This is a genomic window from Leeuwenhoekiella palythoae (assembly GCF_020310025.1).
Taxonomy (GTDB): domain Bacteria; phylum Bacteroidota; class Bacteroidia; order Flavobacteriales; family Flavobacteriaceae; genus Leeuwenhoekiella; species Leeuwenhoekiella palythoae.
Genome location: NZ_CP084318.1, coordinates 549,102 through 563,904, shown reverse-complemented (window position 1 = coordinate 563,904; position 14,803 = coordinate 549,102). Strand labels below are relative to the sequence as shown.

General features: G+C 41.2%; 12 protein-coding genes. 5 read left to right on the top strand and 7 right to left on the bottom strand.

Annotated elements, in window-relative coordinates; genetic code table 11:
• Positions 1-145 precede the first annotated feature (145 nt).
• Together LDL79_RS02355 and LDL79_RS02350 are read right to left on the bottom strand one after the other, a co-directional pair.
• Positions 146-787 (bottom strand): basic secretory family protein, encoded by a 642-nt coding sequence (locus LDL79_RS02355; protein WP_225599016.1) that lies wholly within the window; start codon positions 785-787, stop codon positions 146-148.
• Positions 788-965: 178 nt separating this feature from the next.
• Positions 966-1,991 (bottom strand): LacI family DNA-binding transcriptional regulator, encoded by a 1,026-nt coding sequence (locus LDL79_RS02350; RefSeq protein WP_225599015.1) that lies wholly within the window; start codon positions 1,989-1,991, stop codon positions 966-968.
• Between the two features lie 255 nt (positions 1,992-2,246).
• On the opposite strand from LDL79_RS02350, the gene LDL79_RS02345 reads away from it, so the two are divergent.
• The gene (locus tag LDL79_RS02345) at positions 2,247-3,227 is read left to right on the top strand and encodes a bile acid:sodium symporter (RefSeq protein WP_225599014.1); all 981 of its coding nucleotides are present in this window, start codon (positions 2,247-2,249) and stop codon (positions 3,225-3,227) included.
• Here the strand turns inward: LDL79_RS02345 and LDL79_RS02340 are convergent.
• Positions 3,224-4,654, bottom strand: coding sequence for an exonuclease domain-containing protein (locus LDL79_RS02340; RefSeq protein ID WP_225599013.1), 1,431 nt, complete (start codon positions 4,652-4,654; stop codon positions 3,224-3,226). The genes LDL79_RS02345 and LDL79_RS02340 overlap by 4 nt on opposite strands.
• A gap of 136 nt (positions 4,655-4,790) precedes the next feature.
• Entirely contained in the window at positions 4,791-8,384 is a 3,594-nt protein-coding gene (locus LDL79_RS02335) for a ShlB/FhaC/HecB family hemolysin secretion/activation protein (protein WP_225599012.1), read from the bottom strand.
• A gap of 397 nt (positions 8,385-8,781) precedes the next feature.
• Between LDL79_RS02335 and LDL79_RS02330 the strand changes: the two genes are divergently transcribed.
• Positions 8,782-9,054 carry a hypothetical protein gene (locus LDL79_RS02330; protein WP_225599011.1) on the top strand — a complete coding sequence of 91 codons (273 nt, stop codon included), beginning with the start codon at positions 8,782-8,784 and terminating at the stop codon, positions 9,052-9,054.
• A 394-nt stretch (positions 9,055-9,448) separates the two neighbouring features.
• On the opposite strand, the gene LDL79_RS02325 is transcribed toward LDL79_RS02330, so the two are convergent.
• From LDL79_RS02325 to LDL79_RS02315, 3 genes are all read right to left on the bottom strand, one after another.
• A complete protein-coding gene (locus LDL79_RS02325) occupies positions 9,449-10,327 on the bottom strand; it encodes an SdiA-regulated domain-containing protein (protein WP_167597654.1) in 879 nt (292 codons plus the stop codon).
• Positions 10,328-10,408: 81 nt separating this feature from the next.
• The gene (locus tag LDL79_RS02320; protein ID WP_225599010.1) at positions 10,409-11,677 is read right to left on the bottom strand and encodes a sensor histidine kinase; all 1,269 of its coding nucleotides are present in this window, start codon (positions 11,675-11,677) and stop codon (positions 10,409-10,411) included.
• Complete coding sequence (locus tag LDL79_RS02315; protein ID WP_225599009.1) at positions 11,678-12,349, bottom strand: response regulator transcription factor; 672 nt, start codon at positions 12,347-12,349, stop codon at positions 11,678-11,680.
• Positions 12,350-12,598: 249 nt separating this feature from the next.
• Here LDL79_RS02315 and LDL79_RS02310 point away from each other — a divergent pair, with 249 nt between their 5' ends.
• The 3 genes from LDL79_RS02310 (at position 12,599) to LDL79_RS02300 (ending at position 14,766) form a co-directional block, all read left to right on the top strand.
• Complete coding sequence (locus LDL79_RS02310) at positions 12,599-13,048, top strand: PepSY-like domain-containing protein (RefSeq protein WP_225599008.1); 450 nt, start codon at positions 12,599-12,601, stop codon at positions 13,046-13,048.
• Positions 13,049-13,338: 290 nt separating this feature from the next.
• Positions 13,339-13,794, top strand: a complete 456-nt coding sequence (locus tag LDL79_RS02305; protein ID WP_225599007.1) for a hypothetical protein — start codon at positions 13,339-13,341, stop codon at positions 13,792-13,794.
• 96 nt (positions 13,795-13,890) lie between these two features.
• Positions 13,891-14,766, top strand: coding sequence for a DUF808 domain-containing protein (locus LDL79_RS02300; protein WP_072980051.1), 876 nt, complete (start codon positions 13,891-13,893; stop codon positions 14,764-14,766).
• Positions 14,767-14,803: the final 37 nt, after the last annotated feature.

The following is a 14,803-nucleotide window of genomic DNA, read 5'->3' as shown; positions in this document are numbered from 1 at the left end:
TGGTTTTTTCCACAAAGTGGAAGGTAATTGGGCTCGATCCTTAATAATCGAAATGGCTTCAGCAGTGCGTTATTCTCTTTTATCAAAATATCCCAAACCCTTTTTTTAGGGCTCAGGATATTAAGGTATTAAGCTGAAGGTCAATCTAAATTTTAGGATTTTTAGAATATTCAAGCCATAATTCGTCTATAGATTTACCCGTGTATTTATCCCAAGTTTCTGGGGTGTATTGCTCGGTACGTAGATCTTCATCTAGCTTGATGACAAGGTCTTCATCATAATTTTGCGTCAACCATACCAAGAAGCGGGCTGTAATACGGTAGCTGTTTTTATAGCTTTGTGAAGGGTTAAAGGGTGTAAGTGACCAACCGGCACGCTCGTTATCTAGGGCATATACGTGACGCACATAATCTGCAATTCCTTCTGTTAACCAACCGGGACCGGAGTCATTGGGATATGCTTGCACTAGATGCATAAGTTCATGTGTAACAAGATCAAGATCTTCTGGTTTTTTGTGCAACCAGTCAGAGCTGATCGTGATCGCTCCTTGATGAGCATAAGCTACACCATCGTAAGCTGTATCAATCTTGATAGTTACATGTTCCTGAGCAGCAGGATTAAAATCCTGGACCAGTTTAGGATATACATTTTCAAAGATTTCTTCAATACCTTCTGTAATTGCGGAATTTAATGAAGGGTCACTATTTTCAATGATTAATGAATAATGGTCCTGAGCAAAAGAGAAATTGGTAATAAATAAGACTAATAAAAACTTATAGTTATTCATAAAAGAGGTTTAAGTAAAACGTTTTATCAAATTTAACATTAAGTCTAAATTTCAGAATGAACAATATGTACCAAACATCAAACAATTTTTCTCAAACCGCTTGAAAACGAGCTTTCAATATATTTGAATCAATTACTAGCCGGTATCGAGTACCGACTGCATAGGTAGACAAGAATAGCTACTTCTTTTTAGAAGATTCTCGCGGGAGTAATTCTGCATCAAGCACCGATTTGATCGCCGGAATTTCTTTATCACTCTTTTTGAGGAGTTTGAACATGATGCGCATCAATTCTTCGCCTAATTCTTGAAGCGGTTGCGCTACAGCTGTGATCGAAGGCGTATTGATCCTAAAGAACTCATTGTCGTCAAAGGTCACGATGCCCAGATCATAGATGAGTTTTGGGTCCAATTCTTTGATGATCTCTAATGAAGCCTGCGTCAAATAATTGGTAGAAAAGAAAACCGAATCGATCCCGTTGCTTCCGGTAAGTAGTGCTTTGATTTTATTTTTTCCTTCAGGTTTGTGAATTTCTATAAAAGGCAATTCAAGAACCGTAGGAGATAAGCCTGCTTGCTGTACAGCGTCACGGTATCCTCTCGCGCGATCTTTCATCTGAATTTGCTGTGTATCTATCGAAATGAACGCGATGTTTTTATAACCATTATCAATTAAATGCTGCGTCGCATTTTGGGCGGCTGCATAATTGTTAATCACTACGTGATGCACATCGAGATCTTCAAAATAGCGGTCAGCCAGTACTACCGGGATATCGCTTTTAATCAGGTTTTCAATATCCTTTTTTATTCCGGGAGAGGGTATGATTAAAAATCCGTCTACTTGTCGTTCGTGAAAAACTCTAATGAGCTCTCTGGAGCGCTTATCATTGTTTTCATTACTGCAAAACAAGACTTTGTAGCCTTTTTCATAAGCGATATCTTCAATGATCCTGGCGATTTTAGCAAAGAACCTATTCCCGATATCTTCAACCATAAAGACCAGAATTTTACTTTTTCCGGTACGTAAACTTTGAGCAACCTGATTGGGGCGATAATTGATTTCTTCTACGTAGTCTTCAATCTTTTTAATGACTTCTTTTGAAATCTTTCGTTCTTCGCCTTTGCCGTTTAATACAAAAGAAATGGTGGTTATAGAGACATTTAGTGCTTTTGCAATGTCTTTTATCGATGGGCGCTTTTGCTTCATGCGTTATTAGGTTCTCAAGAGATCAATAAAGCTTTTCTTGCCTTTCGTGATTTCTGTGGTTGGTTTTAACGTTTATAAAAGTATTGATTAAGATGAGATAACGCCTGTTTTTTTAGACTAAAAGCATATTTCAGCCAATTAATATCAAAAAATGCGTAAAAAATCTTTTAAAATCAGATAGAATGCTACCAAGTTAGGATAAAGATCTGCCTTAACTTTGCCTCCTTTTTTGATCTTATAACTCCACCTCCCTCTATGCGCATAAAAATTGACCGTTTTGTAGTAGCAATTATCGTGGTTATCGCAATCGCATATTTTTTCCCTCAGTGGGGCGTTGCTTCAAGTCCGGTGCCTTTAGATCTTATTAGCGCCATAGGAATTGCGTTGATCTTCTTTTTTTACGGACTTAAGTTGAGTCCGCAAAAGTTGAAGGCGGGATTGGGAAATTTCAAACTTCATCTATTAGTACAGGCCTGTACGTTTTTAATTTTTCCGTTGCTTGTGCTGTTATTTCGGCCGCTTTTACAGAATGAAACCCACGAGATCCTGTGGTTGTCTTTTTTCTTTTTAGCCGCTTTACCCTCAACGGTGAGTTCGTCTGTCGTGATGGTTTCCATCGCTAAAGGAAATATTCCGGCTGCGATTTTTAATGCCAGTATTTCCGGAATACTAGGCATCATCATTACGCCGCTGTGGATGGGCCTTTTTATAGACGATATGCAAAGCGATTTTGATTTTACACAGATCTATACCAAGCTGGTGGTTCAGATTTTACTCCCCGTGATTTTTGGGATGTTGTTGCAGCGGTTTTTAGGAGATTTTGTTCAGAAACACAGCAAGAAACTCACTTTATTTGATAAGAGTATTATTTTACTCATCATCTATAAAAGCTTTGCTGAGTCTTTTTCAGACGGACTATTCGCTTCGGTTTCCTGGTTAGATTTGCTTTTAATATGGGGTGGAGTACTAAGCCTGTTTGCTGTTGTCTTTTGGTTGACCGGAAGCATTGCTAAATGGTTACACTTTTCGATCGAAGATCAAATAACTGCGCAATTTTGTGGAACCAAAAAATCATTGGTACACGGCACCGTCTTTTCAAAGATCATCTTTACCGGAATGCCTGGCTTGGGTTTAGTATTATTGCCGTTAATGCTATTTCACGCTTCGCAAATTATGATCATCAGTGCGGTTGCTTCTCGTTTTGCCCGAAGAGTTACTGAGCAGGAAGTGCTTTAATCTACAAACCAATTTTCAAAAATATTCTGCGTATGCTGCTCTACTGAAGTAAGCGGCAAGCGTACAATTTGCTTTTCTGTGGCGAGATAGCGACGCACAATACGGTCTGCATATGCCGAGCTTTTCTGCGGAATCAGATAATGCTCAAAATCCTCGTGATGATTAAAATCGGCTGCATCGTCTATAAAACCATATCCTGAAAACCGACCTTGTTTTAAATAGATAAAAGATTTCTCACCCGTTTCTCTGCCTTTTTCTACCAATAGGCACGACTGCTCGTACTGGTGAATATAATCGAGCGCTTTAGACACGCGCAGATTGTAATCAGCAACACTAAGATCACCAGAACACGCACCACTGCACGTGTGTATTTTATAATGATTGCAGGTAGCCACGCCTTGTTGCAGCCCACAATATTTAGGGCATAATTCAAATTCCTCACAAAGATGCTCCATAAACTGAATGGCCTCCTCACGGGTGTAAAACTGCATCCAACTCACCGGAGCGATCTTGTTTTTATGCAACGCAAACTGCTCAATCCCTTGTTTATTATGATAGGAGGTAAGCTTATAAGGTTTCGACGGATTCTTTTGTGCTTTATTGTACTTAGGGTAATATTTTAAAATCAGTTCAGCTTCCCGCAACAGCGCCAGTAACTCACTGCCGGTAAGTTCATAGTCAATACTGTGCGTATTTTGCAGCAGTTCATATTTGCGATTACTCTTTTCTCTGAAATGCGAAAGCACCCGCTTTTGTATGTCTATCGCCTTACCGATGTAAAGCGGTTTTCCGTTTTTGTCTTTAAAGAAATACACACCCGGTTTATGCGGAAGATTCTCAAAATCCTGCGCTTTAAAGTGCGGCGGGAAGTACGACTCTTTTGATTTTCGGTTGAGGAATTCCTCGATGACTTCATAATCCGGATCAAGGTCCAGGCAGCGTTGAAATAAGATCACTGTAGCTTCGGTATCTCCTTGCGCCCGGTGCCGGTCGTAATGTGGAATGTTTATAGATGTACACAAATTGCCCAGACTGTATGAAAACAATCCCGGTATGAGTTTCTTAGCAAGCCGAACGGTGCACAAGCGTTTTCGGTTAAAATCAATACCGGCTTCTTTAAATTCTGCTCGCACCACGTTATAATCAAAACCTACATTGTGTGCGACAAAAATACAATCACGAGTAAGCTCTAGGATCTGTGGCGCAATTTCATCAAAATAAGGCGCATCCTCAACCATACGGTCATTGATCCCGGTTAGTTTTTCAATATACAGCGGAATTTCTCTTCCCGGATTTACGAGTGAAGTGAACCGGTCAAGCTCTTTACCATCCTGAAGAACAATGATGCAGATCTCTGTAATTTTATTGCCTTTGATCCCGCCACCGGTAGTCTCAACGTCAATAACTGCAAACTTGGCCTCTTTCATAAGTGCAAAGTACGCAAATCTTGAATTGTTATAAAAGGAAAAAATCCGTATTAACGGAATTTTTCCATTGAAAATTTAGAGCATAAAAAAAACCGTGCGGGGGAACACGGTTTCTTTAAGTTATTGTGTCAGCGTTTTAGAATTTCCATCCCAGCGTGAATAACACACGATCGCTTTCGGTACTTCGGTAATAGCCTAAATTGGCAGTAAGGGCTTTAAACCCGTTTAAGAATACAGACCCACCATAACTGTTATGCCATTGTTCAGAATCTTCATTGGGTACCCAAACACGACCATAATCAAATCCGGCAGAAACGCCTAATCGCAGCGGGATAAAACTTGTGGTTAATTCAGCAATACCTACACGTAGATCGGTACTTTGATAAAAAGCCGTTTTACCATTAAAGCGCTCATTTCTAAAACCACGTAAGCTGTTGTTTCCACCTAAAGTAGCTGCGTGATAGAATTCATAGGTATCGCCAATATTCATCTCAGCACCAATCTTAGTAGCAAGAACGGCCATTCCGCTAGGGTGCAGGGGATAGTCCACCGAAAGGGTCGGGTTTACATAAGCAAATTCGTTATCATATTCATCGATATTGGTTTTGTATCCGGTCACCAAGTCAAACTGAAATCCCCTTCTGATGAAGGCAATAGCACCGCTCTTATTTTTATATTGAAATGCTGCTTCTGCTCCAGCATAATACTGCGTATTGAAAACATTATCACCTGCTGCAAAAACGTTAGTATCGCCGGTAACACCGCTTCCTGAATAGGAGGTATTTAAAGATTCGACGGTAGGTCCAAAGCGCAATTGCACGCGATCTTCGCGATAGATCAAGGACGGATTTACACTCCACTGACTGATGCGTACCCGGTTAAAGTCTCGATCTACTGCATCTCGATCATAGGTAGTCTCGTTTCCGGTCCCAAAGAAGTTGATCGCATAATTAGGCGTAGTGTAGCGTGCGTCAAGACCAAAATTCCATTTGTAAAAAGCGTGCGCAAATTCCCCTGAATACTTCAACTCAATACCGTGTGTAGCTGCAAAATATTTTGCGGTCAAGGTTTGTTGTGTTGAAAACGGATTATTTGCTAAGCCGTAGGTGGTGTAGGTTCCACTTAAACCTGCAGAAAAACCGGTATCCTGATCGTAATTGATCGCGGGTAGGGTAGAGAAGGCATCCAGTTTACGAGAGGCATCATTATAAGTGTTGATGTCATAACTGTCAACCAGCCATTTCCGCGTACCCGAATTTACAAACGTATTGTTCTTGCTTTTATAATCGTAAGCTTTTACCGCACGGGTATTTTCAAAATCATAAACGTCGTTGTTTTCTCCTCCTAAAATCTTGATGGGGATGTACTGATCGCCCTCACCAGTCACTTTAAAAGTATCGTCATCATCCAGCCCGTAAATCCAGATCTCTTTGGTAAGCGCTTTATCGTACGTACGTTCAAAACTGCGGTCATCTTCGGTAGTCAGGCTAATGCTGGTTTTACCATCAGTTTGACGGGTAATCACAAACTCATCTTTATCGCCGGTTCCTAATAGAATCTGATGACGCATCAAATACTCGTAATAGCGGTGGGCAATATCCATTAAATTATCGCGACGCGCTTTTAGGTTCTCTTGTATCGCTGCTGTACTTTGGTCCTGCGCTGCTTCGGGTAGGCTAGCAAAAGCAGTAGCGATGGTTTCATCGGTAAGTCGCTCTTGAATAAACTGAACTTGTTGTTCCCAATCTTCCCAAGTGAGGCTTTTTAAGAAAGCCTGATCCAGCGGATATGCATACCTACTCATCCATTTTACGCTGTTTACGTCTTCGTCATACTTTTCCATAGAACGAAAATCAATCAACGCCACTTTTAGCAAACTTAAAACGAGTCCGTCATACTTAGGAAATGCCTGATCACGATCCCGGCGAATGGTTTTGTATAAAGTGGTACCGTCTTCCTGCTCAAAAGCAGACCAACGCCACTGATCATAATGCCGGTCATAATCACCCACGGCAAAATCCATTAGGCGCACTTTTAGAAAATTAGCTTCATCCACCTGATGTTTTTTAGAATCCTGTATTTCTGCCAAAAGATCCTTAGTGCTTATAATGTCATCTGCGTCGCCGAAGCGTTCAAAAGATTTGTTTTCATCGCCGGCGTGTGCTTCATACATATAGAGTTTGTCGCCGTAATCTTCATTATATATGCCTAACTGTTTTTGCTTTGGCAGGTAATAGATTTTAGGTTGCGCGTTGTAAATATCAAGACTGTCAAAAATAGGATTCAAAGCAAACGGCGCATAAGGTTGCGCGGTGGTATAAAAATCTTGTACGATATCTTCGGCAATAGTGTTTTCCATAAAATCACGTACGTAGTGATCTGTGATTTTAGACTGAATAAAGCGCACAGCACTTTTACGCAGTTCGCGTGCCGTGTACTCGTGTTCTTCATCGTCAATCAGACGTAGCGAGCGTGACTGATTTCCTCCGCCTTCAGAGATCGCGTGAACGTTACCCGGAAGTTTTGAAAGATCAAGTACAGGTGCTTCAATTTCTTTACTATAAATATCTCGGTAGTGGTCGCCCCATAAAAACCGGTACATCCCGCTTTTATCTGTTTCTTCTTTCGTGTAGATCGAAGCCTTCTTTGTACTTCCCATACCGCTGATGTCCGGACTATTAATGTCCTGAGGTTTGGGTTGCTGTCGCCGAATTTCTTTCTCAAAAAGCTTTTTAGGGGTACCGTTGTCTGTTTCATAAAACTCGACTACAGAGCTTCGGTCTTTATAAACGGTAAGTCGGGCAAAACCGTGCGCTTTAGACGCAAACTGACCATCTTTCGCTTTGCGCACTCCGTCAAGTTTTTCTGAAGCTGCCCCACTGATGATCTGCGGAATTCCATCATCAAATACATACTGTAAGTTGCGATCACTCGCCGAAACGAAGATCACATCAGGAAACTGGCTCGCCAGTGTTTCTAGCGTGCCTGCGTATTTTTGTCTGAGCGTGCTGTAGTAGTCTTCAACGGTCAAACCGCCTATGTTCTCTATGAAATTCTGTTGAGACAAGGTCAATATGGAATGATGCACCGCAACGATCACGGTTTTGTTTTGCTCGTCTTTAAGATCGTCCTTAAACTTTGCAAAAAATTCGTCCCGTGTCTTGATGTCACATTTATTATTTAGATACAAATGATCGTCCCAGTCTTCAAGAAACCATTGCGAATCGATCATTAATAACTCAACATTATCCATCTCAAGGTTCTCGATCTCGCGCGGACAACCGTCATTGGGCCAGAATTCGATCTCGCTGTTGTCTTGAATAAAAGATTCAAGATCGTCCAGATTTTCGTGTCCGTTTTTATTCCATTCGTTTTTTCCCGGCATTAGGATCACGTTCCCGTTAAAAGCTTCCAGCGGTTGCATCAGTTCTTGCTGCAAGAACGTTTCAACCTCCTTACGGTCTTTCTTTTTTGGCGGATAACCTTGTTGAGTGATATTTCCGATAGCTACAAAAGTAGCTTTCGCATCCTTTTGAGACATCGTAGTAATGGCTTCTAAAACCGAAGTTGTAGTGGCATTAGGAGCGTCTCCGGTATTTCCGGTAAAATAAAAAGTTTGTTCTACTTCTTTATCCTGAGCAAATGTCTGTAGCGCAGGAAGCACTAAAATCAGTAGTAAAGAAAAGCGAACTTGAAAAATTGATCTAATAAACGCGTATTGGTGATTCATAGAGGCTATTAAGTTTAAGGGATCAAATTATGCTAAATATGTTAATGCGAAATCTTTTTTAACCCTCTATAACACGGTTTTAAATAAGTGTTAAGAGATTTTGAGGGATTAGTATCTAAACAAATTGAAGATGTCCGGCCAATACTGTTTCTTGCGTTTCAACAAATTTCATTTCCATAATCTATATTGTTAAAAGCAATACTACTCCATCTTAAAATTTTAAAAGACTGTTCTGGTTGTTTGATACCTATAAGCAAGCCGTGACGCTGCATCCTTAGTCTTAGGTGTATCTTGAGGTTATTCGAGCAGTTCTTTTGCTCTTAATTTTCTGTGAAATAAGATTTTACTAACATTTTAATCCTATTACCCATAATAATTTTGAAAAAAAACAAACGCTATGAAAACACAACCAAAAGGACATTTTACCCACAGTCTCAATCAGTTACTCAAACGTTATACGTTAAGCGAGCAAGATTTACAAACACTTAATGCGATGGATGAGAATAAGATCGTAAGTCTCGCGTATACTGATTATGGCGGTTTTGATGAGAAGACCGGTAATTATTATGCAGAAGAGCGCGCCATCAATTACAAGTTGAAGGTAGATTATCTTAAAGATGAAGCCGGCGGAGTTGAAACCTTAATCATGCTTCCGGTAACTATATCTTAAAGTTTTACGCCCAATGCTGATCTTCTTTATAATGCCAAGTAAGAAAGGAAAAGATTTGTAGAACGCCGAAAACTAAAAGCCACGTGCTTTCTCTATATATTGAAGCCGCATCTAGCAATAGATGCGGCTTCTCCATTTAATTTTAATGTAAAATTCAAAAGCAGTAAAGCTTCAGTTTATAGGCACCGCAAAGGGGGGGGGGTAATACGCCGTCCCGATAACTATCGGGATGCCTCGAAATTGAAACTTCTTTTTTAACTAACGCCTCTGGCTTGTTCTGAGGTAGCTTACTATTTGACGCGCAAAGCGGGCCTCACACCGCCGTGCTGCTAAACATTAAAATATACTGGCAGAGCCAAAGGATGCAACACCCTTGAGCTTGCCTTGAACTAATTTATTTTTCTACTTCTTTATCTTTTAAGGTGACTTCAAACATCGTGGCCACTCCGTTAGCTGCCTCGTTGGCGATGTATAGAGTGCCTTCCGGACTAAACGTAAGACTTTCGGGTTGTGCAAAATGAAATTTATTCAGTTCGTGCAAGGCTTTAAAACTGCCCGATGCCGAAACGATCAACAGGTGCGGACTCGTTCCATCTACTATATAAAAATCACCGGTTTTAGGATGTATGGCAATATCTGAAGGTTTAAACGTGTTTTCTATTTTCTTTTTTTCCAAGGCTTTAAATGCATCCCATTTCAGATCGATCGCAAAAAGCGGTTGCTCATCCTGCTCGTGGGTCTCTAACGGAATTGCATAAACACCTTTATAGCGGTCCTCGTCAAGACCTTCATCTTTGGCAATGGTGATCAGTCTATCGTGTTCCGGTTGATAGGCGAGCGATTCCATATTGTTTTTAGAATCAAAACGCGTCTTAAAATCTGAAACCACAAGCGTATCGGCCATAATATCAGCGATCTCAAAGATGTGCCCATCGCTGCGCATCACGAACGCCATCGTACCGTTGAGCGCGATAGCTTCATAATCATCGTCTTTAGCAAACCGGGTATCCTTAGTGATCTCGCTGGTATTCAGATTAAAATTATAGATCACACCTTCCTCATCCTGAATGCAGGCAAGGGTAGAATCATTAACCCAAGCGATACCGCTTACCTCATAGAGCAGCTCAGGAAATTCCCAAGTGTTCACCAGATTGTAACTGGCATTTTCCAGAATTTCACGTTCTTCAGCGATCGATTTTTTATAAAACGCATACGAAAGAACTCCGCTAAAAGCCAGCGCTCCAAAAATGACGTAATGGGCTAAATATTTCATACGTTAAGGTTGTAAAAGCAAAGATTCAATATAATTCTGAAAAGAATTGGTAATGATTTGTGAATGCTTCGTAATCATTTCTTAAATCGGAAACGTTAAACTAAACTGGTGTCCCTCAGTATAACTATAGGTTAACTGAAGTTGGTACTTTACCGCAATCGCCTGTGCAATGGGCAAACCTAAACCGGTAGATTTTTCATTGGTTCCCGACTTTTTAAAGCGCGCAAAAATATCGTCTACTTTTAATGGAGTAGGTGTTCCTTGATTGGTAATGCTCAATGCATGTTGTTTTAATCTGAGGTGAATAGGTGCTCCCGGTGTGCCGTGTACCAGCGCATTTTTAATAAGATTATTAACCAGAATGACCGCCAGATCCCGATTCATACGGTAGGACATTTCGGTTTCCTCAAGGAGTATTAAGGCTGAATTTTTATGCGCGGCAATAGCTTCAAAGTCACTAAGGCTTTGGTGCAGCAACTGCTTAAAATCTACTTCAGCTTCCTCCTGATATTGCTCATTCTCAATTTTAGAAAGCAACAATAAGGATTTGTTGAGCCGCGTAAGTCTGCCCAGATTATCAAGAACGCTGGCCATTTGTACGAGCTGCTCATCGCTAAGCGGTTGTTGTTCTATAAAGAGTTCGAGTTTATTGATCACGATGGCAAGAGGCGTTTGCAGCTCGTGAGAAGCGTTTTCTATAAACTGTTTCTGCTCTTCATAAGAGCGCCGTGCCGAAGCGATCAACGCAGTCACCGTCGTATTGAGCAGCGTAAATTCTTCGATCTTTGTGGGTGCTGTAGTTAAGCTGGTTTTTCGATCGAGCTTAAAATCTTTAAGTTGATCAATAAGGTAGTGAAAGGGTTTCCAGATGCGCTTCAGTAAAAGATTATTCAGTATTAAAATACAAAGGACCAAAAAGGCGTATAAGCCAATGAGGTAGCTCACCAGATCTTCGATCAGGTCGTCTTCCTCTACCATCGAGGTGATGATCTTCAGTTTATAATAGCCGCCGTTTGCCTGTATGGCGCTTTCGTAAATACGCACCGGTTCATAATCTTCCTCGTTCAGCATATACATCAAGGTGTCTTGATAGCGCTCTTGCTGCTGTTCAAAGCTAGGTGCCGAAATAGGAGTAAAGCTATACACGTGCTTGTCAAAATCATTATGCGCTAAGATCGAAGGATCCTCTTGAGCGCGCTTGAGAAGCAAAATTTTCTGATTCTCGAGTCCGTCGTCGAGACTGTCATAAATCTCATCAAGCATCGCATAATAAAAGGCGACCGCCCAAATAGTGATCACTCCTAAAAGTAGCAGCGCAAAGTATTGTGTGGTGTAATTTAATAGACGCATCTAGTCGACTTCAAGTTTATAGCCCACGCCATAAACCGCCTGTACGTTGATGCTTGCCGGTTCTAGTTTTTTACGCAGATTTTTTATTTGCGAGTAGATAAAATCAAAGCTATCGGCTTGGTCAATGTGGTCTCCCCATACGTGCTCGGCCAGAGCGGCTTTGGTAACAAGGCGGGTTTTATTGGCGATCAGATAGGTAAGGATATCATATTCTTTCCGGTTGAGATTGATGTCCTCTTCTGCTATAAAAACCTGACGTGTTTCAGGATTGATGGTTACGTTCCCCAACTGTATATTGCGATTCCCTTCAAAGTTACGGCGTCGTAAAACCGCTTGTACCCGAGCCCGTAATTCGGCCATGTGAAAAGGCTTCGGCAGGTAGTCATCGGCACCCAGGTTGAGCCCTTCAATACGATCGTCTAACGAATCATTTGCCGAAACGATAATAACGCCTTCCTCTTTTTGCTGCGCTTTAAGTTCTTTGAGAATTTTTAGACCGTTTCCGTCAGGAAGCATCACATCTAGCAAAATACAATCGTAGGCATAGGCTCCAATTTTATCTAGTGCTTCGGTATAGGTTGCAGCGCTTTCTACTAAATACTGTTCCTGCTCCAGTGTGCGGCGCATATTATCCAGCATTTGGGGTTCGTCTTCTATAATTAAGATCTTCATAGCAGGGGTTTCATAATATAGACTGCAAGGCTAAAGCGCAAATCTGGAATCAATTGGTAATGACCTTTTTTTTAATAACCACTAAGAACTATGCAAAGGTTAAGATGCTTTTAAAATCAAGGGGTTAAGTATTTTCGGCGTAAAGCTTAAGTATAAAAACCAGGCTTTGTTTGACTCTAGTTGTGAGCTTATCCTAAATCTTTTCAGTTTTGCTCCCGTGTTTTGTTTCAAATTTAAAAAAGAAACACGATGAAAAATGTATTTATGACCGCAATTCTGTTGGGCGGCGTTAGTCTGGCCACAGCACAAACCTCAGTAAACTCTGGAGTTCCGGCACCGGTGAGCCAAGCGTTCTCCAAGGCATACCCTAAAGCTACAGATATTGAGTGGGAACAGCACGCATTTTCTTATGAGGTAGAATTTGAGATCGACCGCTTAGATTATGAAGTGTCTTATGCTGCTGATGGAAGCGTGGTGGCTAGTGAACAAGAGCTTCGTGAAAGCGAACTGCCGGCAGGAATTCAGAATCAACTGAAACAAAACTACTCCGGTTTCCGTTTTGATGAGGCTAAAAAATATATCAAAGACGGAAAAACGCGGTATATGGTTGAAGTTGAAAATACTTTTGGGAAAGAGCACGAACTCTTTTTTGATGATCAAAATGCCTTATTAAACGCGCCAAAGGGATCAAGACCATAAAACGTTTCTGAGTCAGTTGACTTACGGATCTTTAGGTTGACTATTTAGGATACAACTGGTTCTTTTCTTTAAAGATTCTTTTACCGAATCGCTCATTTACAAAGCGTCGTACACCTTTAGCAGCAGCTGATGGTTACGACGCTTTTTGAGTAGTGTAAATCCTTTTAAAGCACGTTAACGGTCTTGATGTCAAAAGTATGTTTAACATACTTTAATATCCTGAGCGGCTAAAACTCCTAAATGATTTCAGATTTGTGCGGGTACTTTGTCTCAACTAAAAAATAGAACTTATGAAAACTATCGCTTTAATTTTAATGACCGCAGTATTAAGCCTGAACAGCCAAGCGCAGGAAATTCCAAAAAATGTACAAACCAACTTTGAGGTGCACTATCCCGATGCACAAGAAGTACAGTGGGAGGTTACCTCTAAAACCTATCAAGTAAGCTTTGTGGAAGATCAGACGCAACATACACACTGGTACTCTGCAGACGGTTATTTGCTAAAAACCCAAAAAAGTGCAGATGCCAGCGTATTGCCGGAACCCGTTCAGCAGAAAATTGCTTCAACCTATGAAGCGTATCGTATCGCACAGGTAACGCAGCAAGTCGCTGAGGGCTATGTTACCTATCAGTTAGCACTCGCGCACGCCGAAGCTCCGGCGCTGGCAGTTCAGGTGAGTCACGATGGGCGTATTTTAGAGAAATTGCCACTAGAGACCTCTTTGAGTTCACGCCAATCGTTCTAGTTTAACCCCACTGCAATCGTATAAATTATCACTTTTTTAATGCCTTTTTAGAAAAGAGCAACTTATCTTGCCGCAAACAACCAACCCAATATACTTATGGCTTCAGGATTTTTTGCGCTTCTTGATGATATTGCAACGCTTATGGATGATGTTTCGGTGATGGCTAAAGTAGCCGGAAAGAAAACCGCAGGTATTTTAGGCGATGACCTCGCTGTAAATGCCGAGAAAGCTTCCGGCTTTATGTCTAATCGTGAGATCCCGGTCTTGTGGAAGATCACCAAAGGATCGCTGCTCAATAAGATCATTATTCTACCGGTGGCCTTTTTGCTCAGTGCGTTTGTGCCGGTGGCGGTAACGGTGATCTTGATCATTGGCGGACTCTACCTCGCGTATGAAGGTGCAGAAAAGATCTATGAGTTTTTTGTGCCACACGCTCACGAAGAGGAGCGACCCGCTTTACAAAATCGCACTGAAGAAGAACTTTTAGCTTATGAAAAAGAGAAAGTGAAGTCGGCTATTTTAACCGATTTTATCCTTTCTGTAGAGATCATTATCATTGCTTTAGGTACGGTTACAGGCGAAGAACTGGTCAATCAGATCATTGTGGTTTCCATCATTGCTTTGGTGGCTACCGTTGGGGTGTATGGAATCGTCGCACTCATCGTACGTATGGACGAATTTGGGGCTAAACTCATCAACCTGAACGAGCAAGACGACAGCTTTTCTGATAAAGTAGGTAAATTTTTAGTCAATGCCTTACCGGTAGTGATCAAGTCTTTATCTGTTATCGGGACCATTGCGTTGCTTTTGGTTTCCGGAGGAATTTTCAGACACAATCTTCACGTGGTACACGACCTTTTTCACACGTGGCCGGGTATGTTGGCCGATCTTTTACTAGGACTGGTCATCGGTTTTGTGGTGCTGCTTATTATTGGCGGAGCCAAAAAACTGTTTACATCGGCATCCGCTTAATCGAAATTGTAGCTGCTTGAAAACTCTGAGTGTTTCC

Excerpts from the sequence above, each read along its gene's own strand:
- LDL79_RS02355 (WP_225599016.1), bottom strand. The coding sequence starts at position 787 with ATGAATAACTATAAGTTTTTATTAGTCTTATTTATTACCAATTTCTCT.
- LDL79_RS02350 (WP_225599015.1), bottom strand. The coding sequence starts at position 1,991 with ATGAAGCAAAAGCGCCCATCGATAAAAGACATTGCAAAAGCACTAAAT.
- LDL79_RS02345 (WP_225599014.1), top strand. The coding sequence starts at position 2,247 with ATGCGCATAAAAATTGACCGTTTTGTAGTAGCAATTATCGTGGTTATC.
- LDL79_RS02340 (WP_225599013.1), bottom strand. The coding sequence starts at position 4,654 with ATGAAAGAGGCCAAGTTTGCAGTTATTGACGTTGAGACTACCGGTGGC.
- LDL79_RS02335 (WP_225599012.1), bottom strand. The coding sequence starts at position 8,384 with ATGAATCACCAATACGCGTTTATTAGATCAATTTTTCAAGTTCGCTTT.
- LDL79_RS02330 (WP_225599011.1), top strand. The coding sequence starts at position 8,782 with ATGAAAACACAACCAAAAGGACATTTTACCCACAGTCTCAATCAGTTA.
- LDL79_RS02325 (WP_167597654.1), bottom strand. The coding sequence starts at position 10,327 with ATGAAATATTTAGCCCATTACGTCATTTTTGGAGCGCTGGCTTTTAGC.
- LDL79_RS02320 (WP_225599010.1), bottom strand. The coding sequence starts at position 11,677 with ATGCGTCTATTAAATTACACCACACAATACTTTGCGCTGCTACTTTTA.
- LDL79_RS02315 (WP_225599009.1), bottom strand. The coding sequence starts at position 12,349 with ATGAAGATCTTAATTATAGAAGACGAACCCCAAATGCTGGATAATATG.
- LDL79_RS02310 (WP_225599008.1), top strand. The coding sequence starts at position 12,599 with ATGAAAAATGTATTTATGACCGCAATTCTGTTGGGCGGCGTTAGTCTG.
- LDL79_RS02305 (WP_225599007.1), top strand. The coding sequence starts at position 13,339 with ATGAAAACTATCGCTTTAATTTTAATGACCGCAGTATTAAGCCTGAAC.
- LDL79_RS02300 (WP_072980051.1), top strand. The coding sequence starts at position 13,891 with ATGGCTTCAGGATTTTTTGCGCTTCTTGATGATATTGCAACGCTTATG.